This is a genomic window from Photorhabdus sp. RW14-46 (assembly GCF_963887965.1).
GTDB lineage: Bacteria > Pseudomonadota > Gammaproteobacteria > Enterobacterales > Enterobacteriaceae > Photorhabdus > Photorhabdus laumondii.
Genome location: NZ_CAWPHH010000033.1, coordinates 23,852 through 45,316, shown reverse-complemented (window position 1 = coordinate 45,316; position 21,465 = coordinate 23,852). Strand labels below are relative to the sequence as shown.

Genomic DNA, 21,465 nt, shown 5'->3' with positions numbered 1-21,465 from the left:
GTGAATATTATAAATTATATAGTGAGGTGACTTTATGAAAAGTCATTTTTAAAATTAAATCGAGGATATAAACATGCAAAAGAAAACATCTGTTGAAATTGAGGTCGAAGTTGAAGATAAAGAAATGACCTGCGGTTCATACAATAAATAAAAATATTGGCGTATGGCTAACCAATTTGGCTGGCCATGTTCTACATAAGGAAGCAGACATGAGAATAGCATGTGGTTTTAATCCTAATTTTCTTAGCGGTGAAATACACATACCGAGTAAAGTATCGATGATAGAATTAGGGATTACTGCATACAATATTTTATCAGTTGCAGAAAAAAGAACTCCATTCGAAAGATACGATGGAAAATTCTCTCTTCACATCGCCAGAAGTGCAATAACAGAAGATATTCAATCAGGCTGTAACTATATTAATAACATTATGCCACGAATAATCAACACGGAAAAAACAATTAGCATTGGTTTTCATTTGTGTGGAAATAGAAAAGATAACATTGGTAAATATGGTTTTACTCCCCATTATGAAAGAAGCAAGAGGAAAGAAAGAAATGCTATAAATTTCTTAAAAAGGGTTTCTCACACATATCAAATAGATACATGGATAGAAAATTCAAACTTTTACTCTGGTGGACCAAGTGAGATCTCTAACGCGATAATAAGCGCGAATTACATAAGTAAAGAAAGTAATTCTAAACAAATAGTTGACCTGGCTCATCTAATCATCAATTCAGTAAATGCAAAAGTTGATCCTCTTATATTTATTGGAATGATAGATTGGGATAATGTAGTCGAGGTTCATCTATCAGGAATAATTGAGGGAAAGGATGGAGCATTTCATGATGGACATTCAGAGAGAATTCATCATATTGTTTGGGATTCTTTTGAGAAAATAGTTTCCAGCAAATTAATCAAAAAAAATTGCTATATAAATATTGAGCACACAGAAAATTCTTGGTTAAAGAACTTATCTGGTTATAATAATGACTTTGAAAAATTGAATTCAATATTATTAAAAAATAAAGAAACAAGTAAACCCTCAAATACCAACATGAGAAATTATGCGAAATCATACCTATCAAAAACTCTGCTAGCAGCCATAAAAAACAAGAAGGAAATTGAAATCGCTAAGTCGGAAAACATTGAGTCGCTTATATCTAGTTGGATATTAAGTATAGAAGAAAGTGAAGTAAACCTATGCCTAACAAAAGAAGAGGAAGATGAAACTATAAATTCAGTTCATTATTTAAAATCATTCGAAAGTTTTGTGAATAGGTGAATCATGAAAATAGGAACCAATTGGTCGGGAAATAGAGAACTAAGCGTTCTAAAGGAGATAATATCATTAAGAAAGGTCGATTTCATAGAGATATTAATAGATAACTTTTTGCAGTGCACTCCTGACTCAATACTTGGCATAAGCAAAGGATTACCGATAGCGTTTCATATCATGAACTCTAAATATATGCACAGAAGCAAACAAGATTTAGAGAGTATAGGGAAAAGAATAAGATTACTCCAAAAAGAACTAAACCCCATATATATATCTGATCATGTTGGTATTTTTTATCATAATAGCTATCCTTTACCAACAATGGGTGAAATAGATTACTCTTCTGAAAAAGATAAATACTTCGATTCAGTAAGCCTTTGGCAAGATATAATTGGCGAAAAAATTTATTTAGAAAACTTCCCTTCAATACTTGATGAAAACGCCAAGCTACAACCAGATTTTTTTAAAGAAATGACAAAAAAATGCGGTAATGGACTTTTGTTTGACATATCAAATGCTGTAATTGCACAAGAAAACACGGGAACCCCATTTGAAGAATGGCTTGATATAGAAATGAACCATCTTCACATTGGTGGTTATGCAGAAACATCATTACGCCCTAGTTTTTTGGTTGACACTCATGCAGATAGAATATCTAATCTTTCATTAAAGTATTTTAATAAATTGGGAACAGAAAGTAAGGACAATCTTACATCACTATCTGTTGAAAGAGATGATAATTTTGTATTAGGAGACTGGATTAATGACATCGAATTATGCAGACAATAGAAATTGTTACTCTTATGTTGTAACTGGAGAATCCGCATTAGAACTACCAAAAAACAAATCAGACTCTCTATCTAAGCTCATGATTTATAATATAACTAATGTACTAAACAACCCTCTGAGCAGATCTAAAGCTGAAGTTTCTTTTGAAGAAGTAGAAGAATTTATACGTTGGGCAAACAAAAGAAAATATCATCTCGATTGGAGAATATTTGCATACTTTTTATCTTTCAAACATGAAAGTAAAAAGCACCTTACAGATGAGATGATGAATGATTTATTAATCTTCTCAGCAAGCCAATGGACTTATTTTGATAAAAGCGAGAAAGAAGAGATAATAATATACTCCAAGATTAAAGAAGGATATAAGTTTATAGCAAAAAAGTCAAAAAAAGCGTCAATTGCAAGAAAGTTATACATAGCTAAGATTGATATTATGGATAATGGACATCATGATGGAAGAAAAGAAATTATATATATTTGACAAGGGTATTATATTGCCATCGATAACAATGTTTAAGAGTAGAATGTTAAATATGGCAATGCAACTTATTATTACCGCACTAATATATCAATTGTCTACAGACGATGCCGGATTTTTTTTACTATCATCACAGTTGGTTCAGATATTTGTTGTTGCTTCATGTACCTTTTTCATCGGCATTAATATAAAATCAGACATTAAAAATAAAAACTACACTTACGAAAACTACACTTGGCTTCTAATAACAGGAACGGTAATAGGCTTATTAATAACTCTAATATCTGTGGTATCAATACATTATTACAGTGACCATACAGTAACGAAAAAAATAGCATGGATACTATCAATCGGAATTATACCATTATGTATATATTCTGTTAACTGCGCAATTCTAGAGTCTACAAAACAAGAAAGGTACATGGTAAAAGTCAACTCATTCAGTATATTAACAAATGTATTCGCCCTGATTGCATTATACTTATTTACTGGTGATTTAATATTTTCTATTGCTCTTGCTATCAGTATCTCAAGGGCATACATGGCCATCTCATCTTCAATCCCATTAATAAAATTTATAAAATGGAAAAAAGTTGACTTACCTTACATTAAAGATATTGTGAATATAGGAATAAATGAGGCTTTAACATCTACATCATTAGTGATATTGATGTCTATTTTAATAAGGTTTGTATCGACATTAATTTCAAACATAGAATTATCAAAGTTATTTGTTTACATGGGGGTTATGAATTATCTATTTGTCACGGGCTTTTCTGCTGTTATTTCATTGGCTGCAAATTACAGAAGTGATGAAAACAATTTTTTAAATATAGCTATAGGTACCAACTTATTTTACCTTATTATCTTTTCAACCGTCTCACCATTAATCAGTTTGATGGTATTCAATACGCTAACAGAAACAATAGATATAATAACTTGTGCATTAGTCATATTCTTTGACTTGATTTCCGTATCTATTATTAACAGAATAAGGAGCAAATCACCAAATTCAAAATCTGTATATCTTAAGGTGATTCCCATTACCACCATACTTGTGGTCACCTCTACATTAATTAGCCCGACATCATTCGAAATCTTATTGATTTTTGTATGCAGTAATATACTGTATGCGCTAATTTCATTAATATGGTACTCGCTATGGAAAAAGAAATCTTTATTTTTAGAGAAGTTAACGTAGAAGATGCAAACAATCTCATTGTTTTTTTTAATGATTTGGATAACACATCGGAATTTATGTTGCTTGAGCCAGAAGAAAGAAAAACAAGCGTTGAAGAACAGGCGGATATAATAAAAGGATTCGGAAAAGACAGGCAAATGTTAATATGCGAAGATAGCAAAAACATTGTTGGCTTTATTGTTATATCTAGAGGGGTGTTCAATAGGAACAGGCATCTGGGTTCTATTGTTCTTGGAGTAAAAAAAGAATATAGAAATAAAGGCATAGCAAGAACCCTACTCAACAAAGCACAAGATTGGTCACGGAAAAATGGAGTTAGTAGACTTGAATTAACCGTTGCAATAAAAAACACATTGGCAATAAAGCTGTATTTGTCATCAGGTTTTATTTTTTCTGGCATCAGAACTAGCTCACTATTTATAAATGGTGAACTGACAGATGAATACTATATGACTAAAGGAATATCTGAAACAGTAATAGACAATGTAACAAACAACCGGTGATTAAGCTAAGATTTTTTGTGGAAGGAACAATATACCCTATGGATTTCAAGATGGATCGCGACGGCAAGGGAGCAAATCCCCGGGAGCATAGAGAACGATGTGACCGGGGTGAGCGAGTGCAGCCAACAAAGAGGCAACTTGAAAGAGGACGGGTATACCTCACACTTTAATAAATTGGGAAATCTAAACGTCTATACTTCTTAACATCTAAAATAAAACTAATATATTCCTTTTAGCTATATATGGTTGCTATTCATTCTTTCAAACAAATACATATACAGCGTTATCCTCCATAACTATCTGAATACAACGGATTATCTGGATATGATATGACCACATCACGCTCTGTTCTCGATATGATTGGTAATACCCCATTGCTGGAGTTAACGCATCTGAATACCGGCCCATGTCAATTATTTATTAAGCTGGAGAATCAAAATCCCGGCGGATCTATTAAAGATCGCGTTGCTCTTTCCATGATCGAGCAGGCGGAAGAACAAGGGTTACTTCAATCTGGTGGGACAATTATCGAAGCTACTGCTGGTAATACCGGCATCGGGTTGGCACTGGTCGCTGCCTTGAAAGGCTATAAATTGATTCTGGTTGTTCCAGATAAGATGAGCCGAGAGAAGGTGTTTCATCTGCGTGCTCTGGGTACCGATGTACGTCTTACTCGTTCTGATGTCAGCAAAGGTCATCCAGAGTACTATCAAGATTATGCCCTACGTCTGGCGCAAGAGATCCCCGGTGCTTATTATATCGATCAGTTCAATAATCCGGCTAATTCAGCAGCGCATACTACCACTACCGGACCGGAAATCTGGCAGCAAATGGACCACAATGTCGATGCCGTGGTGATCGGTGTCGGGTCCGGCGGTACGCTCGGCGGTTTGAGCCACTATTTCGCTCAAGTTTCGCCGGAAACTGAGTTTGTTCTGGCAGATCCAACTGGTTCTATCTTGGTAGACTATATCGAACACGGCAAATATGGTGAGGCCGGGAGTTGGCAGGTGGAAGGTATTGGCGAAGATTTTGTCCCTCCTCTGGGCAATTTCAGTCGAGTGCACCACGCATACCGTGTCAGTGATGCAGAAGCTTTCTCCAGTGCCCGTGATCTGTTGCTAAAGGAAGGTGTGCTGGCGGGTTCTTCCAGCGGAACCTTGCTCGCCGCCGCACTGCGCTACTGCCGTGCGCAAACCACCCCCAAACGTGTGGTTACGCTAGCGTGTGACAGCGGAAACAAGTATCTGTCAAAAATGTTTAACGATTATTGGATGCTGGAACAGGGATTCCAATCACGTGTGCAACAGCACGATCTCAGCGATTATATTACTTACCGCTATCAGGATGGCGCTACGGTTTTTATATCGCCAGAAGATACGTTAAAAACTGCACATACCCGAATGCGCTTGTATGAGATTTCTCAATTACCGGTGCTGAAAGAAGAGCAAGTCGTTGGCATTATCGACGAGTGGGATTTGATGCACACCGTGCAGGCTGATCCACGCAATTTTAGCCTGCCCGTTAGCCACGCCATGACTCATCAGGTGAGAACGCTGGATAAAAACGATTCTCTGCAACAATTGATGGCAACTTTCGACGCCGGACATGTGGCGCTGATCGTCGATAATGGCCGTTTTCTTGGGCTGGTAACTCGCACAGATGTGCTGAACGCATGGCGTCAGCAACTTAATTGATTTTTAGGAATGACTTTATGACCAAGTTCGATACTAAAACTGTTCACGCCGGCTACACACCAGATCACACGGGTGCGGTAATGCCGGCAATTTATGCAACATCAACTTACGCCCAATCAGCCCCCGGTCAACACACTGGTTATGAATATTCCCGTAGTGGCAACCCAACTCGTGATGCTCTGGAAAGCGCGATCGCCGAACTGGAAAACGGTAGCCGAGGCTACGCTTTTAGTTCAGGGCTCGCTGCCAGTTCCACGGTGCTAGAACTCTTGGATAAGGATAGCCATTTGGTGGCAGTCGATGATCTGTACGGTGGTACCTACCGGCTACTCGAAAAAGTACGTAGCCGCACCGCCGGTTTGCGTGTCACTTACGTGGAAGCCAATGATATTTCCGGCCTTGAAGCAGCCATTCGTCCCGACACAAAAATGATTTGGGTGGAGACTCCTACCAATCCGTTGCTGAAACTGGCAGATCTGACGGCTATCGCACAAATAGCGCAACGTCACAGTATTATTAGTGTTGCAGATAACACTTTCGCTTCACCATATCTCCAACGCCCAGTTGATTTGGGATTTGATATCGTCGTGCACTCCGCCACTAAATATTTAAACGGCCACTCTGATGTGATCGCAGGACTGGCCGTCGTCGGAAAAAATGCAGAACTAGCAGAAAAACTTGGTTTTCTGCAAAACTCTGTCGGTGGCGTGCTCGATCCCTTTAGTAGTTTCCTGGTGCTGCGCGGAATGCGGACACTTGCCCTACGTATGCAGCGCCACATTGATAGTGCATCAAAGATCGCACATTGGCTGGAGCAACAACCTCAGATCGAAACCGTTTTCTATCCCGGTCTCGCTTCCCATCCACAGCATGAATTGGCGAAGCGTCAAATGAAAGGCTTTGGTGGTATGATTTCTGTTCACTTAAAAGGTGATGATGATTATGCCCGCCGGTTAATTCAAGAGCTAAAACTATTTACCCTGGCAGAAAGTCTGGGCGGGGTGGAGAGCCTGATCAGCCAACCATTCAGTATGACTCACGCGTCTATTCCATTAGAAAAACGCCTTGCTTCTGGGATCACACCACAGTTGGTACGCATTTCTGTGGGTATAGAGGATGCAGAGGATCTTATCGCCGATTTGGCTCAAGCGTTGGAAAAAGCCGCTCAATAAAAGAATAATGCCAGCCAATTTTTTCAACTGGCTGGCATTTAAATAAAAACGGCTCTTTTTATGCAATCAACAGCAAATGTAGAACCGGAATTATTTATCACCCAACAGAACGGATTCCAGTGCAATTTCAATCATTTCATTGAAAGTCGTCTGGCGTTCCTCGGCGGTCAGTTTTTCATGAGTGCGGATGTGATCAGAAACGGTACAGATAGTCAGTGCTTTTGCGCCATATTCAGCCGCAACACCGTAAAAACCCGCAGCTTCCATTTCTACGCCCAGAATGCCATATTTTTCCATGATATCGAACAGTTGTGGATCAGGTGTATAGAACAGTTCAACCGAGAAGATGTTACCTACACGCACATTGATGTTTTTTGCTTTAGCCGCGTCAACAGCATTACGGACCAGATCGAAATCAGCAATCGCCGCAAAATCGTGATCTTTAAAGCGTATACGGTTAACTTTGGAATCAGTACATGCCCCCATGCCAATAACGACATCACGCAATTTAACATCGTGACGTACTGAACCACAGGAACCTACACGGATAAGAACTTTAGCACCGAAATCGGTGATAAGCTCTTTCGCATAGATAGAGCAGGATGGAATACCCATACCATGCCCCATCACAGAAATTGGGCGGCCTTTATAAGTACCAGTAAACCCCAACATACCGCGTACATCGTTTACCTGCCGCACATTCTCCAGAAAAGTTTCAGCAATATATTTCGCACGTAATGGATCGCCTGGCATCAGAACAACGTCTGCAAAATCACCCATCTCAGCATTAATATGAGGCGTGGCCATAATTAAATTCCTTATTTTTTTATTTAATGGTTATTTTAGTGATATATGGCTGCCTAAAAGAAAAGCAGCCAAATAAGTGGGGTCAGAGCATTGATTTGCCATATTCCATTGGCGACAGTTCAAAATATTTAGCGACTGTCTGTCCAATATCAGCAAAAGTTTCACGGTGACCCAATGAACCAGGTTGCACTTTTGGTCCATAAATCAGCACCGGAATGTGCTCACGTGTGTGGTCAGTACCAGCCCACGTTGGATCACAACCGTGGTCGGCGGTCAGGATTAAAATGTCATCATTTTTCACCCGCTTCAGCATTTCAGGCAGACGACGGTCAAACAGTTCCAATGCCGCCGCATAACCCGGAACATCACGACGATGACCATAAGAAGAGTCGAAATCGACAAAGTTAGTGAATACGATGGTGTTGTCACCCGCTTTTTCCATTTCCACCAGCGTTGCATCAAACAATGCATCAATGCCGGTCGCTTTCACTTTTTGCGTAATGCCGACGTTTGCATAGATATCGGCAATTTTACCGATAGAAACGACTTCGCCATTTTTCTCATCGACTAATTTTTTCAGTATGGTGGGAGCAGGTGGCTCTACCGCTAAATCATGGCGATTACCGGTACGCTGGAAGTTACCCGCTTTGTCTCCAACAAACGGACGCGCAATCACCCGGCCAATGTTGTAACCGCCATCAGTCAATTCTTCACGGGCGATTTCACATAGCTCATACAGACGATCTAAACCGAATGTCTCTTCGTGGCAAGCAATCTGGAATACCGAATCAGCGGAAGTATAGAAAATCGGTTTACCCGTTTTCATATGCTCTTCACCCAGTTTATCCAGAATAACCGTACCAGAAGAGTGGCAGTTACCGAGATAACCTGGCAGATTTGCGCGTTCTACCAGTTTATCCAACAATGCCTGCGGAAAGCTGTTTTCTTCATCTTTGAAGTAACCCCAGTCAAACAGCACCGGGACACCGGCAATTTCCCAATGACCTGACGGTGTATCTTTACCGGAAGAGAGTTCACTGGCGTAAGCGTAAGCACCAATAATGTCCGCGTCTTTATCCAAGCCGGCAGGGAAAGTTCCACAGGACTCCTCAGTCGCTTTCCCCAAACCTAAACGGCTTAAGTTCGGCAAATACAGAGGCCCTTTGCGACCGATATCCGCATCACCACGGGCACACGCTTCTGCAATGTGCCCCAAGGTGTTAGATCCTTGATCACCAAATTTTTCGGCATCTTTACTGGCACCAATGCCAAAAGAATCCAATACCATGATGAATGTACGTTTCATAATTTTCTCCTGCGTCAAATCACGCTATACCCGTTATCTTTCAAATTGCCTCTTTGTTGGCTGCACTCACTCACCCCGGTTACATCGTTCGCTATGCTCCCGGGGATTCACTCCCTTGCCGTCGCGATCCATCTTAAAATCCATAGGGTATTAATCATGATTAAAGCCGTTACGCGCCGACTGATGCGGTGAGCGATTATCAATAATGGCTGCTTTGTTTTTGCCCCTGATGGCCCAGAGTATTTAGCAAGTTGCCTAACAAGCTAGAAGCCCCAAAACGAAAATGACGGGCATCAACCCATTTGTCACCCATGATATGATCAGCTAATGCCAGATATTGTGCAGCCTCTTCAGCGGTACGCACGCCACCAGCCGGTTTGAAGCCAACCGTTTCACCCACACCCATCTCATGAATCACCTTCATCATGATTTCAGCACTTGCCAATGTCGCGTTAACCGGCACTTTACCTGTAGATGTTTTGATAAAATCGGCACCCGCGTTGATTGAAATTTCAGATGCCTTACGGATCAGAGATGCCTCTTTCAGTTCACCAGTTTCAATAATAACTTTTAGCAGCACATCCGCTTCTGCACAGGCGGCTTTACACGCTTTTACCATCTCAAAACCGACTTGTTCATTACCGGCCATCAATGCACGGTATGGGAAAACCACATCGACCTCATCAGCGCCATAAGCAATAGCCGCTTGGGTTTCAGCTAAAGCGATGTCAATATCGTCATTACCATGTGGGAAGTTTGTCACTGTTGCAATGCGGATTTCAGGTGTGCCCTGTTCACGTAATACTTTACGTGCCAGAGGAATAAAACGAGGGTAGATACAGATAGCCGCAGTATTGCCCGCGAGGCTTTTCGCCTGATGACAAAGTGCCGTCACTTTTTCATCGGTATCATTATCATTGAGTGTCGTTAAATCCATCAAACTCAGCGCACGCTGCGCTGCTGCGGTTAAATCGGTCATAAAACTCTCCAACGTTATTATCGCGGCTAGCTTCTGCTAGATTATCACCAAATAATACACGACAAAAAATATATACCCTATGGATTTCAAGATGCATTGCGGCGGCAAGGGAGCGAATCCCCGGGAGCATAGAGAACTATGTGACCGGGGTGAGTGAGTGCAGCCAACAAAGAGGCAACTTGAAAGATGACGGGTATAACTCACGTCCAACAAACAATAGAGTATAAAGAGTATAAAGACGCTGCTTCTTCATCACGAATTAAAGATAAACCGGTAGGACGATAGATTGCAGGCGGGATTATCCCACCTGCCTAATTTCAGCAACGTTACAGAGCCAGGAAGAAGCCTGCGATAGTTGCACTCATTAAGTTGGATAATGTGCCCGCGATAATGGCTTTCATTCCCAAACGAGCAACATCTCCGCGGCGGTTCGGTGCCATACCGCCCAGACCCCCTAGCAGGATAGCAACGGAAGCAAGGTTAGCAAAACCACACAATGCGAAGGAGATAATTGCTTTAGTATGATCTGATAGAACCTGCAAACCCGCCGCCATAACCACATCATCCGGTTTCAAATAGGCACCGAAATTCATAAAAGCAACAAATTCGTTCACAACTATTTTTTGACCGATGAAAGAACCTGCTACCGTTGCTTCATTCCACGGAACACCAATCAGGTAAGCAATTGGCGCGAAGACCCACCCCAACACCAGTTCAAGAGAAAGTTGTGGATAATTAAACCAACCACCGATTCCACCGAGAATACCATTCAACAATGCAATCAGGGCAACAAACGCCAATAACATTGCCCCGACGTTCAATGCCAATTGCATACCAGAAGCAGCACCAGAGGCGGCTGCATCAATAATGTTAGCAGGACGTTCCTCTTCAGCGACCAGTGACATTGCATCAACAGTATCGCGTGGCTTTTCAGTTTCAGGCACCATCAATTTCGCGAACAACAGGCCACCTGGTGCCGCCATAAAGGAAGCCGCAATCAGATATTCCAAAGGAACACCCATTGATGCATAACCCGCCAGTACTGAACCCGCAACGGATGCCAGACCACCACTCATTACCGCAAACAGTTCAGATTGAGTCATAGTCGCAATATAAGGGCGAACAACCAGTGGTGCCTCAGTTTGGCCCACGAAAATATTCGCTGTCGCAGACAAAGATTCTGTACGTGAAGTTCCGAGAATCTTTTGCAGTCCCCCCCCCAAGACTTTGATAACTAGCTGCATAACACCAATGTAGTACAACACTGCAATCAATGAAGAGAAGAAAACAATAATAGGCAGTACACGCAGGGCGAAAACAAATCCCCCACCACCAAACAGTTCAAACATTTTGGGGGAAACTAATCCACCAAAAATAAAATCCATTCCTTGTTGACCAAACTGGATAACACTAGAAACTCCCTCAGACATACCCATTAATATTTTCTTACCTGCGGGAACATAAAGTACAAAAGCACCGATAGCGATCTGAATCAAAAAGGCACCAAGGACAGTACGGAGTTTAATAGCGCGATAATTACTGGAAAAGAGTACTGCGATCAAAATCAGCACTACCATCCCGACCAAGCTCATAAAGAGTTGCATTGGAAGAATCCCTGTTCACTTAATAATAAATTAAATATGCCAGTTGAACGTAAATCGTTCACTGACGATGAGTCGGCGCTGATTATACTCAGTCATCGGAATGAACAAGCTATTGACATCACAAATATCTACTGAAAAAAGCAATAAAAAAATGATAAATGTGATGTGAATCACACAAATTTGCGGAAATAATCTTCAATAGATAATCTAATCTCGGAATGGCAAAATAATCAACAATTAAGAAATAATTATCAGGTAAGCACAGCTAAAGGACAGAAGACAGAAGACAGAAGACAGAAGACAGAAGATAGAAGATAGAAGATAGAAGATAGAAGATAGAAGACATATTATATGAAAATAATGAAAACCAATATGCTAGAAGAACGCTTGAGAGAGTTTTTGAAACATCGACTCGCTCACTCTAATGATAATGCTCATGATATTGGGCATCTGATCCGTGTTGCAAATAACGCGAAAAGAATCATGGAGAAAGAAGGAGGTGAGCCTTTAATTATCATTGCCTCAAGTTACTTACATGACATTGTGTCATTACCAAAGGATCATCCAGAAAAAAAACAGTCTTCAAAACTTGCAGCACAGGAAGCCGTAAAAATTCTATCTATTGAATTTCCAGAATTCCCAAAAGAACTTTATGATGCGGTAGAACACGCCATTATAACCCATAGCTACAGCGCAAACTTACCTGCCAAAACAATAGAAGCTAAAATACTCCAAGATGCAGACCGATTGGATGCATTAGGGGCTATTGGACTCGCCAGAGTATTTTATATAGCGGGTATGCTCGGTCAGGGGCTTTTTCATCATGATGATCCCTTTGCACTTAATCGCCCCTTGGATGACAAATCCTATACAATCGATCACTTTCAGACAAAGTTATTTAAACTCCCCGAAAAAATGAATACCACAGAGGGTAAGAAGATTGCACAATTGAATGCCCAATATTTGGTTGACTTTTTGAGCAAACTGTCGAGCGAAATTAAAGGTGATTTAATTGATACGGATGAATTTATAAAGGATTTTTTCAAGGAAAATTAATTGCAAATATTATAACCTTGGAGCTTTACCAATAGTCGTTAAAATCACTCTGTAAATCATATAATTAATCCAAATAACTCAACACTGTTATGATAAAGTTGGCGAGCAATCTCATCAGGAGCTTCGCGGCGGAGCTCACATAACGAAGCAAAAACTCCGGCAATTTTTTCCGGCCGGTTAGGTTCTCCCTGAAAACCGAAAAGCGGCATATCTGGAGCATCGGTTTCCAGCACCAGAGACGTTAACGGGAGTTCAGCCATTACGCGACGTGTTTTCTGCGCTCTTTCATAAGTAATGGTTCCCCCTACCCCAAGGTAATATCCCAAACCGATAAAAGCCTCCGCCTGCGATAAGCTACCCGCAAATCCGTGTACTACACCGGTACGGTGAAGGTTGATTCTTCTTAGGATCGCTGCCAGTTGATCATGGCTTTTTCGGGAATGAAGGATAACCGGCAGTTCATACTGTTTTGCTAACCGCAATTGATCGCATAACAACGCTTTCTGTTTTTCAAATTGGGGTTCAGTCATATAGAGATCAAGCCCAATCTCCCCAACCGCCACCAACTTTTCGTGTTTCTGTTTCAGAAACGATTCCAAATCCGCAAGATGCGCTTCCTGATGTTGATCGATATAAAGAGGATGTAAACCCAATGCAGCATAAATTGCAGGATAAGTACAAGCCAATTCAGATACCTGTTGCAAATTTGCACTACTAATAGCGGGGACAATAATTCTATCCACACCAACCTGTGCCGCCCGTTGCAGGCTCTGCTGTTCATCATCACGAAACGGAGGGAAATCAAAATGGCAGTGAGTATCAATAAACATGAAACTATCCGTTATTTATCTGTTCTGACGATAGAAAAATTGAGGGCATACTGAATATCAATACCATTTTTGACGGAAACTGTGTAGATATCTATGCCGATAAGGCGAGGAGCCATCACCCGGTAAAAGACCAGAAATGCCCCGATCAATTCAAGTCTGATTATTTTCAGTCTGAAACTTTTACGAGGTTTCTTTACCGCTATGATTAAATTAATTTTTTATTCCTACATTAATAAAAATTAAGCTTAACATAATAAGCTTTCACGCTATAAAGTCATTCCTCCATCAGTTAACACTCTTACCAAATAGTGAAAATGATTCTAAATACCTAAGATAGATATTGATTGCGGGTAATCCAGATCAAGCCGCCGCTTCAATAGTTGTACCACTAAAACTCACTTATTACTCACACTATCATGTTTTAAATAGTGGCAAACTCAGGTCACCGTTTCCCGTGATGAAATGATCCGCTATTTCGATCAATTAAATGCTAAAGATATGACGGCTGAAAATGCAGCTTCACTTATCGCCACATTGCATGAGATGGATAAAGGTACGATAACGCAAGTGAATACCTTGCTATTAGGAGAAAATAACTGGCCGAAAAGTTTTACATCACTTTGGCAACGTCTGACCTGGTTACGTGTCGGACAAAGTTTGAATGTCGGTAGTACCACTCTGAGCAACCTAGATAGCCGTTTTCTGCCTTTTGAAGGTCGAAAAGCAACAACCGGTACACTGGAGCTCAATATTTTCCATGCCGGTAAAGAAAGAACGCAACGTGGGCTAGTTGCCAATCTGAGTGACATCATTGTGCATCTGAATTACATCATTCGAGACGCATAAATTTTTTTTCTTTGTCGATCACAGGTCCCTCCCTATTAGGGGCCTGTTATTAAGGAGTACTTTTATGCAGGATTCACCAGAAGTATCGATTACAACGCTGTCACTTCCCAAAGGTGGCGGAGCTATCAATGGCATGGGAGAAGCGCTAAGTGCTGCCGGCCCTGATGGAATGGCCACTCTATCTCTGCCGTTGCCCCTTTCGACTGGCAGAGGGACTGCGCCTGGATTATCGCTGCTTTACAGCAGTAGTGCAGGTAACGGGCCTTTCGGTATCGGCTGGCAATGTGGCGTCATGACTATTAGCCGACGCACCCAACATGGCATTCCACAATACGGTAATGACGACACGTTCTTATCTCCACAAGGCGAAGTCATGAATATTGCCCTAAATAACCAAGGGCAACCAGATATCCGTCAAGACGTTAAGACGCGGCAAGGCGTGACCTTGCCAATCTCCTATACCGTGACCCGCTATCAAGCCCGCCAGATCGTGGATTTCAGCAGAATCGAATACTGGCAACCGGCCTCCGGTCAAGAAGGACGCGCTTTCTGGCTGATATCGTCACCGGACGGCCAACTGCACATCTTAGGGAAAACCGCACAGGCTTGTCTGGCAAATCCGCAAAATGATCAACAAATCGCCCAGTGGTTGCTGGAAGAAACCGTGACACCAACCGGTGAACATGTCAGTTATCAATACCGAGCCGAAGATGAAACCCATTGTGACGACAATGAAAAAACCGCTCACCCCAATGCTACCGCACAGCGCTATCTGGTACAGGTGAACTACGGTAACATCAAACCGCAAACCAGCCTGTTCGTACTGGATAACACACCTCCGACACCGGAAGAGTGGCTGTTTCATCTGGTCTTTGACCACGGTGAACGCGATACGTCACTTCATACCGTGCCGAAATGGGATGCAGGTACAGCACAATGGCCTGTACGCCAGGATATCTTCTCTCGCTATGAATACGGTTTTGAAGTACGTACTCGCCGCTTATGCCAACAAGTACTGATGTTTCACCGTACCGCGCTCATGGCCGGAGAAGCCGGTACCAATGACGCCCCGGAACTGGTTGGACGCTTAATACTGGATTACGATAGAAATGCCAGCGTCACCACATTGATTGCCGCCCGCCAATTGAGTCACGAACCGGATGGCAGCCCAATCACTCTGCCACCATTAGAGTTGGCCTGGCAGCGGTTCAACCTAGAGAAGATGCCAACATGGCAACGTTTTGATGCACTAGATAATTTTAACTCGCAGCAACGTTATCAATTGGTTGATCTGCGAGGAGAAGGGTTGCCGGGTATGCTGTACCAAGATCGCGGTGCTTGGTGGTATAAAGCGCCGCAACGTCAGGAAGACGGGGATAGTAATGCCGTCACTTACGACAAAATCGCCCCACTGCCTACCCTACCCAGTTTGCAGGATAATGCCTCATTGATGGATATCAACGGAGACGGCCAACTGGATTGGGTAATCACCGCCTCCGGTATTCGCGGATACCATAGCCAGCAACCCGATGGAAAATGGACGCACTTTACGCCAATCAATGCCTTGCCAGTAGAATATTTTCACCCAAGCATCCAGTTCGCTGACCTTACCGGGGCAGGCTTATCCGATTTAGTGTTGATCGGGCCGAAAAGCGTGCGTCTGTACGCCAACCAACGAAACGGCTGGCGTAAAGGACAAGATGTCCCCCAATCCACAGGTATCACTCTGCCAGTTACTGGAACCGACGCCCGCAAACTGGTGGCTTTCAGCGATATGCTCGGTTCCGGTCAACAGCATCTAGTGGAAATCAGGGCTAATCGCGTCACTTGTTGGCCTAATCTGGGACATGGCCGTTTCGGTCAACCACTGACCCTGCCAGGATTTAACCAGCCCGAAACTAGCTTCAATCCCGAACGGCTGTTTTTGGCGGATATCGACGGCTCCGGCACCACTGACATTATCTATGCGCAATCCGGCTCTTTGCTCATTTATCTCAACCAAAGTGGTAATCAATTTGATGCCCCGCTGACGTTAGCTTTGCCAGAAGGCGTACAATTTGACAATACTTGCCAACTCCAAGTCGCTGATATTCAAGGGCTAGGGATAGCCAGTCTGATCCTGACAGTGCCACATATGGCACCACATCACTGGCGTTGCGATTTGTCGCTAACCAAACCTTGGTTGCTAAATGTGATGAACAATAACCGGGGTGCACATCACACTCTACATTATCGTAGCTCCGCGCAATTCTGGTTGGATGAGAAATTACAACTCACCAAAGCAGGCAAATCTCCAGCTTGTTACCTGCCGTTTCCAATGCATCTGCTGTGGCATACCGAAATTCAGGATGAAATCAGCGGTAACCGGCTCACGAGTGCAGTCAGCTACAGCCACGGTGTTTGGGATGGTAAAGAGCGGGAATTCAGAGGATTTGGTTGCGTCAAACAGACAGATACCACAACATTTTCTCACGGCACCGCCCCCGAACAGGCGGCACCGTCATTGAGCATTAGCTGGTTTGCCACCGGGATAGATGACGTAGACAGCCAATTAGCCACAGAATATTGGCAGGCAGATACTCAGGCTTATAGCGGATTTGAAACCCGTTATACCGTCTGGGATAACGCTAACCAGACAGATCAAGCATTCACCCCCAATGAGACACAACGTAACTGGCTGACGCGGGCACTTAAAGGCCAACTGCTACGCACCGAGCTCTACGGTCTGGACGGAACGGACAGTCAAACGGTGCCTTATACCGTCAGTGAATCACGCTATCAGGTACGCTCTATTCCCGTAGAGAAAGAAACCGAATTATCTGCCTGGGTGACTGCCATTGAAAATCGCAGCTACCACTATGAACGTATCATCAGTGATCCACAGCTCAGCCAGAGTATCCGACTGCAACACGATATCTTTGGTCAATCACTGCAAAGTGTCGATATTGCCTGGCCACGCCGCGAAAAACCGGCGGTAAATCCCTACCCACCTACCCTGCCGGAAACACTATTCGACAGTAGCTATGATGACCAGCAACAACGATTACGTCTGGTGAGGCAAAAAAATAGCTGGCATCACCTGACTGACGGAGAAAACTGGCGATTAGGTTTACCAAATGCACAACGCCGTGATGTTTATACTTATGACCGGACCAAAATTCCAACCGAAGGGATCTCTCTTGAAGTCTTGCTGAAAGCCGATGGCCTACTAGCAGATGAAAAAGCAGCCGTTTATCTGGGGCAACAACAGACGTTTTACACCGCCGGTCAATCGGAAGTCACACTAGAAAAGCCCACGTTACAGGCGCTGGTAGCGTTTCAAGAAACCGCCATGATGGACGATACCTCATTACAGGCGTATGAAGGGGTGATTGAAGAACAGGGGTTGAATACCACACTGACACAGGCCGGTTATCAGCAAGTCGCGCGGTTATTTAATACCGGATCAGAAAGCCCAGTATGGGTGGCACGGCAAGGCTATACCGATTACGGTGATGCCACCCAGTTCTGGCGGCCTCAGACTCAGCGTAACTCGTTACTGACAGGGAAAACCACTCTGACCTGGGATACCCATCATTGCGTAATAATTCAGACTCAGGATGCCGCTGGATTAACGACGCAAGCCCGTTACGATTATCGTTTCCTTACGCCGGTACAACTGACAGATATTAATGATAATCAACATATTGTGACACTGGACGCGCTAGGTCGCGTGACCACCAGCCGGTTCTGGGGTACGGAAGCAGGACAAGCCACAGGCTATTCTAATCAGCCCTTTACACCACCGGATTCCGTAGATAAAGCGCTAGCGTTAACAGGAGTACTCCCCGTTGCCCAATGTTTAGTCTATGCCGTTGATAGCTGGATGCCGTTGTTATCTTTGTCTCAGCTTTCTCAGTCACCAGAAGAGGCAGAAGCGCTATGGGCGCAACTGCGTGCCGCTCATATGGTTACCGAAGATGGGAAAGTGTGTGCGCTAGGCGGGAAACGGGGAATAGGTCAGCAGAACCTCACGATTCAACTCATCTCGCTATTGGCAAGTATTCCCCGTTTACCTCCACATGTACTGGGGATCACCACTGATCGCTACGATAACGATCCGCAACAACAGCACCAACAGACCGTGAGTTTTAGTGACGGTTTTGGCCGGTTACTCCAGAGTTCAGTCCGTCATGAGCCCGGTGATGCCTGGCAACGTAAAGAGGACGGTGGGCTGGTTGTGGATGCAAATGGCGCTCTGGTCAGTGCCGCTACAGACACCCGATGGGCCGTTTCCGGTCGCACAGAATATGACGATAAAGGCCAACCGGTACGTACTTATCAACCCTATTTTCTGAATAACTGGCGCTACGTTAGTGATGACAGCGCACGAGATGACCTGTTTGCCGATACCCACCTTTATGATCCACTGGGACGGGAATACAAGGTCATCACCGCTAAGAAATATTTGCGAGAAAAACAGTACACTCCGTGGTTTATCGTCAGTGAGGATGAAAACGATACCGCATCAAGAACCCCATAGTTTTACCTATTTTTATCTGTTGCCCCGCGGTATATTGCGGGGCAGTATCTATCAACTTTGAAAATTTAGTATTTCCGATAAGTTCCACCGTTTTGATAATGCAAATCACCTTTAAAGGAAACCCACATATATACCCGTCATCTTTCAAGTTGCCTCTTTGTTGGCTGCACTCACTCACCCCGGTCACATAGTTATCTATGCTCCCGGGGATTCGTTCCCTTGCCGTCGCGATGCATCTTGCAATCCATAGGGTATATACTTGCAGAATTAAAAATGAAATATCAACGTCAATGTTATTTCTTAATAAAAGCCGGAACAGGATCAGGTGTCGGGACAGAACTATCACAATTATAATGCTCTCCTGTCAGCCCTATTTTTTTGCAAGCTGTAGACAAAAGATCATTAGGTGTTGCCCACTCATCTTTCCAGTTACTACCGTCATAACGTTCATTCTTAAATAGATCCCACATTATCAGACCCGTTTTACCATATTTGATCGTACCATCTAATATGCTGTTAAGAGCGCTCTTCGTCAGCGGTAAATTACCGGTTGCGGGTCTACCAACTTCAAATCCAACGGTAATCGGCGGCAAAACCAATAATTTTTGCGGTTGAACTGATGCCTGAGCGTAATTACGTGCCCCTTTCAGTTTGATATGAAAGGTAACAACTTCATTGCCCGATTTAAGCCAATTAATATATTGCCCATAATAATACTTAACCTGTCCAGGAAGGTCACAAGGAATATATGTTTCACCTCCTCCAATAAATCCACAATCTTTTTCACTTAAATCATAGGTCATCACACCAATATAACTGAGTCGGTTGATCAGACTGGGATAACTCAGCGCGGTATTATAAATTAAACCATAGAGATTTCCTCCCCACCAAGCACCACCATAAATATCACTATTCCTCGCATTGGTTCCCCAATTAGCGGACATATTCGGGATACCTCCCGTTGCAGGACCTGCAATACTTAGCTTAAGTGATGGTTTAACGGCATTAATTGAAGTGTAAAAAGATTTTAAAATAGCGGCGAATTTATCCACGGTTGCAGGCATTGCACGGGGAATTTTTTCTGCACCAGGAACAATCTTCATTGACGCATCATAAACATAACCGCCTAGTCCCTTTGCTATTAAAGTTGATGTAATAAGAGTTTCACTGTTATTAAGGGGAACCTTGATTGAGTCAGGCGTTAATTTCCAGCTTTTTGCATTAATATCAGCGTGCCAGAATTCTTCATAATCCACATCAATTCCCTCGACTCCCAAGTTAGCAGCCAAATTGACAATATTTCTATATGCCTTATCTGCTGCTTTACCCGTAATAGTACTGTCAAATCGAGGAATTTTAGTCAGGGGATTAGGGAAGATGTCATAAACCGCACCGGGTTCATTACCACAAGCATCTTTTTTGCTGGCAGTTATATCATAAATTTTTGGATAACAACTAAAGTTCCATCCACCTACTGCAATATAAGTGCTCACACCATGAGATTTTAAATCAGCAATCACACCTTTTAATGCCATAAAATCAGCCCTAGCATTTTCAGCTTCTTTGGTGCTAATACTTTGACCAGAAGTACAGGTATAACCAAACAATCCTGAACATTTCAGGCTATTTTTTTCATAATTAACAAAACCAGGCTGGACGAAAGACAATACCAACGTATTAAAGTTACTCTTGTTCTTAGAGATATCTCTACTTAATTTTTTAAAATTATCAAGGCTGGCATAATATTCTTGAGTATCCACCTGTGCAGCAGGCCCACTCAGATAATATGCAGATATTTTAGGGTTGGCGGCAATAACATTTCCTGATGTGAAAAAACATAATATAGAACTCGCTAATAAATATCGGTTTAATTTGTATTTAGACATATATCTATCTCCACTTGGTTAACATTACTCTTCCGATTACAGCCAATGAGTTATCATGACGCCTCATTGCCTTTTCATCATGAACGGTATAAGTTTTTCCCTAATAGAGCGTTAATATGCTCAGTCTGTTATTATAGACTGTGATGTAGTTACTGAACTGTTATATCCGTTATCTTTCAAGTTGCCTCTTTGTTGGCTGCACTCCCTTGCCGTCGCGATTCATCTTGAAATCCATAGGGTATATATCAGCATTAATTATTTCAATGCACCAATTTCATAATAGTATAGTTTTCACCATTGTCCACAAAAGAGATAGAAATTAGTTGTAATAATATTTCTCTTTAATCTATCTAAATAAAAAACAATATTATTACATGATAATTTCACTAGATTATACCTATGTTAATTAATTACTACAGGTGTAACACTTTAGAGATAATTATTTCCTTCCGCAATTGAGCCTAGAAAGTATTACTTTAATGAATAGATTTGGCATTAAATAAATAACA

General features: G+C 42.5%; 19 protein-coding genes and 1 pseudogene. 12 read left to right on the top strand and 8 right to left on the bottom strand.

Annotated elements, in window-relative coordinates; genetic code table 11:
* Positions 1 to 73 precede the first annotated feature (73 nt).
* The 9 genes from movA (at position 74) to AACQ38_RS19790 (ending at position 7,120) form a co-directional block, all read left to right on the top strand.
* Positions 74 to 151 (top strand): methanobactin-like peptide MovA, encoded by a 78-nt coding sequence (gene movA / locus AACQ38_RS24185; protein ID WP_434086436.1) that lies wholly within the window; start codon positions 74 to 76, stop codon positions 149 to 151.
* A 58-nt stretch (positions 152 to 209) separates the two neighbouring features.
* Positions 210 to 1,286 (top strand): multinuclear nonheme iron-dependent oxidase, encoded by a 1,077-nt coding sequence (locus AACQ38_RS19825; protein WP_207631933.1) that lies wholly within the window; start codon positions 210 to 212, stop codon positions 1,284 to 1,286.
* Positions 1,287 to 1,289: 3 nt separating this feature from the next.
* Entirely contained in the window at positions 1,290 to 2,069 is a 780-nt protein-coding gene (locus tag AACQ38_RS19820; protein ID WP_165578876.1) for a multinuclear nonheme iron-dependent oxidase, read from the top strand.
* On the top strand, positions 2,044 to 2,550 hold the full coding sequence (locus tag AACQ38_RS19815) for a hypothetical protein (protein ID WP_165578875.1): 507 nt from the start codon (positions 2,044 to 2,046) through the stop codon (positions 2,548 to 2,550). The genes AACQ38_RS19820 and AACQ38_RS19815 overlap by 26 nt, the downstream gene beginning before the upstream one ends.
* Complete coding sequence (locus AACQ38_RS19810; RefSeq protein WP_207631932.1) at positions 2,522 to 3,748, top strand: hypothetical protein; 1,227 nt, start codon at positions 2,522 to 2,524, stop codon at positions 3,746 to 3,748. The genes AACQ38_RS19815 and AACQ38_RS19810 overlap by 29 nt, the downstream gene beginning before the upstream one ends.
* Positions 3,709 to 4,251, top strand: coding sequence for a GNAT family N-acetyltransferase (locus AACQ38_RS19805; RefSeq protein ID WP_011144909.1), 543 nt, complete (start codon positions 3,709 to 3,711; stop codon positions 4,249 to 4,251). Before AACQ38_RS19810 ends, AACQ38_RS19805 begins: the two co-directional genes overlap by 40 nt.
* 15 nt (positions 4,252 to 4,266) lie before the next feature.
* Positions 4,267 to 4,455: a hypothetical protein gene (locus tag AACQ38_RS19800; RefSeq protein WP_165578873.1), complete on the top strand. Its 189-nt coding sequence runs from the start codon at positions 4,267 to 4,269 to the stop codon at positions 4,453 to 4,455.
* Between the two features lie 125 nt (positions 4,456 to 4,580).
* Positions 4,581 to 5,948, top strand: coding sequence for a pyridoxal-phosphate dependent enzyme (locus AACQ38_RS19795; protein ID WP_011144908.1), 1,368 nt, complete (start codon positions 4,581 to 4,583; stop codon positions 5,946 to 5,948).
* A gap of 17 nt (positions 5,949 to 5,965) precedes the next feature.
* On the top strand, positions 5,966 to 7,120 hold the full coding sequence (locus AACQ38_RS19790; protein ID WP_011144907.1) for a trans-sulfuration enzyme family protein: 1,155 nt from the start codon (positions 5,966 to 5,968) through the stop codon (positions 7,118 to 7,120).
* Positions 7,121 to 7,210: 90 nt separating this feature from the next.
* On the opposite strand, the gene deoD is transcribed toward AACQ38_RS19790, so the two are convergent.
* From deoD to AACQ38_RS19770, 4 genes are all read right to left on the bottom strand, one after another.
* Positions 7,211 to 7,927: a purine-nucleoside phosphorylase gene (gene deoD, locus AACQ38_RS19785; RefSeq protein WP_011144906.1), complete on the bottom strand. Its 717-nt coding sequence runs from the start codon at positions 7,925 to 7,927 to the stop codon at positions 7,211 to 7,213.
* 82 nt (positions 7,928 to 8,009) lie between these two features.
* Positions 8,010 to 9,233 carry a phosphopentomutase gene (deoB, locus tag AACQ38_RS19780; protein WP_165578872.1) on the bottom strand — a complete coding sequence of 408 codons (1,224 nt, stop codon included), beginning with the start codon at positions 9,231 to 9,233 and terminating at the stop codon, positions 8,010 to 8,012.
* Positions 9,234 to 9,432: 199 nt separating this feature from the next.
* Positions 9,433 to 10,212 carry a deoxyribose-phosphate aldolase gene (gene deoC, locus AACQ38_RS19775; protein ID WP_165578871.1) on the bottom strand — a complete coding sequence of 260 codons (780 nt, stop codon included), beginning with the start codon at positions 10,210 to 10,212 and terminating at the stop codon, positions 9,433 to 9,435.
* Between the two features lie 326 nt (positions 10,213 to 10,538).
* On the bottom strand, positions 10,539 to 11,804 hold the full coding sequence (locus AACQ38_RS19770) for a NupC/NupG family nucleoside CNT transporter (protein ID WP_173362516.1): 1,266 nt from the start codon (positions 11,802 to 11,804) through the stop codon (positions 10,539 to 10,541).
* 372 nt (positions 11,805 to 12,176) lie between these two features.
* On the opposite strand from AACQ38_RS19770, the gene AACQ38_RS19765 reads away from it, so the two are divergent.
* Entirely contained in the window at positions 12,177 to 12,872 is a 696-nt protein-coding gene (locus tag AACQ38_RS19765; RefSeq protein ID WP_207631935.1) for a phosphohydrolase, read from the top strand.
* 56 nt (positions 12,873 to 12,928) lie between these two features.
* On the opposite strand, the gene AACQ38_RS19760 is transcribed toward AACQ38_RS19765, so the two are convergent.
* Positions 12,929 to 13,702 (bottom strand): TatD family hydrolase, encoded by a 774-nt coding sequence (locus AACQ38_RS19760; RefSeq protein WP_165578870.1) that lies wholly within the window; start codon positions 13,700 to 13,702, stop codon positions 12,929 to 12,931.
* An 11-nt stretch (positions 13,703 to 13,713) separates the two neighbouring features.
* Positions 13,714 to 13,851 carry a hypothetical protein gene (locus tag AACQ38_RS19755; protein WP_158536608.1) on the bottom strand — a complete coding sequence of 46 codons (138 nt, stop codon included), beginning with the start codon at positions 13,849 to 13,851 and terminating at the stop codon, positions 13,714 to 13,716.
* Between the two features lie 250 nt (positions 13,852 to 14,101).
* Between AACQ38_RS19755 and AACQ38_RS19750 the strand changes: the two are divergent.
* Positions 14,102 to 14,392: pseudogene (locus AACQ38_RS19750) on the top strand (hypothetical protein); the annotation flags it as partial.
* Between the two features lie 220 nt (positions 14,393 to 14,612).
* The gene (gene tcaC / locus AACQ38_RS19745; RefSeq protein WP_165578869.1) at positions 14,613 to 19,070 is read left to right on the top strand and encodes an insecticidal toxin complex protein TcaC; all 4,458 of its coding nucleotides are present in this window, start codon (positions 14,613 to 14,615) and stop codon (positions 19,068 to 19,070) included.
* Here tcaC and AACQ38_RS19740 read toward each other — a convergent pair.
* Positions 19,030 to 19,416 carry a hypothetical protein gene (locus AACQ38_RS19740; RefSeq protein ID WP_165578868.1) on the bottom strand — a complete coding sequence of 129 codons (387 nt, stop codon included), beginning with the start codon at positions 19,414 to 19,416 and terminating at the stop codon, positions 19,030 to 19,032. The two genes, tcaC and AACQ38_RS19740, sit on opposite strands and share 41 nt — an antisense overlap.
* Positions 19,364 to 20,956 carry a toxin gene (locus AACQ38_RS19735; protein ID WP_165578867.1) on the bottom strand — a complete coding sequence of 531 codons (1,593 nt, stop codon included), beginning with the start codon at positions 20,954 to 20,956 and terminating at the stop codon, positions 19,364 to 19,366. Before AACQ38_RS19735 ends, AACQ38_RS19740 begins: the two co-directional genes overlap by 53 nt.
* Positions 20,957 to 21,465 lie beyond the last annotated feature (509 nt).

What these genes read in the sequence shown, in the direction of transcription:
- movA (WP_434086436.1), top strand. Translation starts at nt 74, where the DNA reads ATGCAAAAGAAAACATCTGTTGAAATTGAGGTCGAAGTTGAAGATAAA.
- AACQ38_RS19825 (WP_207631933.1), top strand. Translation starts at nt 210, where the DNA reads ATGAGAATAGCATGTGGTTTTAATCCTAATTTTCTTAGCGGTGAAATA.
- AACQ38_RS19820 (WP_165578876.1), top strand. Translation starts at nt 1,290, where the DNA reads ATGAAAATAGGAACCAATTGGTCGGGAAATAGAGAACTAAGCGTTCTA.
- AACQ38_RS19815 (WP_165578875.1), top strand. Translation starts at nt 2,044, where the DNA reads ATGACATCGAATTATGCAGACAATAGAAATTGTTACTCTTATGTTGTA.
- AACQ38_RS19810 (WP_207631932.1), top strand. Translation starts at nt 2,522, where the DNA reads ATGGAAGAAAAGAAATTATATATATTTGACAAGGGTATTATATTGCCA.
- AACQ38_RS19805 (WP_011144909.1), top strand. Translation starts at nt 3,709, where the DNA reads ATGGAAAAAGAAATCTTTATTTTTAGAGAAGTTAACGTAGAAGATGCA.
- AACQ38_RS19795 (WP_011144908.1), top strand. Translation starts at nt 4,581, where the DNA reads ATGACCACATCACGCTCTGTTCTCGATATGATTGGTAATACCCCATTG.
- AACQ38_RS19790 (WP_011144907.1), top strand. Translation starts at nt 5,966, where the DNA reads ATGACCAAGTTCGATACTAAAACTGTTCACGCCGGCTACACACCAGAT.
- deoD (WP_011144906.1), bottom strand. Translation starts at nt 7,927, where the DNA reads ATGGCCACGCCTCATATTAATGCTGAGATGGGTGATTTTGCAGACGTT.
- deoB (WP_165578872.1), bottom strand. Translation starts at nt 9,233, where the DNA reads ATGAAACGTACATTCATCATGGTATTGGATTCTTTTGGCATTGGTGCC.
- deoC (WP_165578871.1), bottom strand. Translation starts at nt 10,212, where the DNA reads ATGACCGATTTAACCGCAGCAGCGCAGCGTGCGCTGAGTTTGATGGAT.
- AACQ38_RS19770 (WP_173362516.1), bottom strand. Translation starts at nt 11,804, where the DNA reads ATGAGCTTGGTCGGGATGGTAGTGCTGATTTTGATCGCAGTACTCTTT.
- AACQ38_RS19765 (WP_207631935.1), top strand. Translation starts at nt 12,177, where the DNA reads ATGAAAACCAATATGCTAGAAGAACGCTTGAGAGAGTTTTTGAAACAT.
- AACQ38_RS19760 (WP_165578870.1), bottom strand. Translation starts at nt 13,702, where the DNA reads ATGTTTATTGATACTCACTGCCATTTTGATTTCCCTCCGTTTCGTGAT.
- tcaC (WP_165578869.1), top strand. Translation starts at nt 14,613, where the DNA reads ATGCAGGATTCACCAGAAGTATCGATTACAACGCTGTCACTTCCCAAA.
- AACQ38_RS19735 (WP_165578867.1), bottom strand. Translation starts at nt 20,956, where the DNA reads ATGTCTAAATACAAATTAAACCGATATTTATTAGCGAGTTCTATATTA.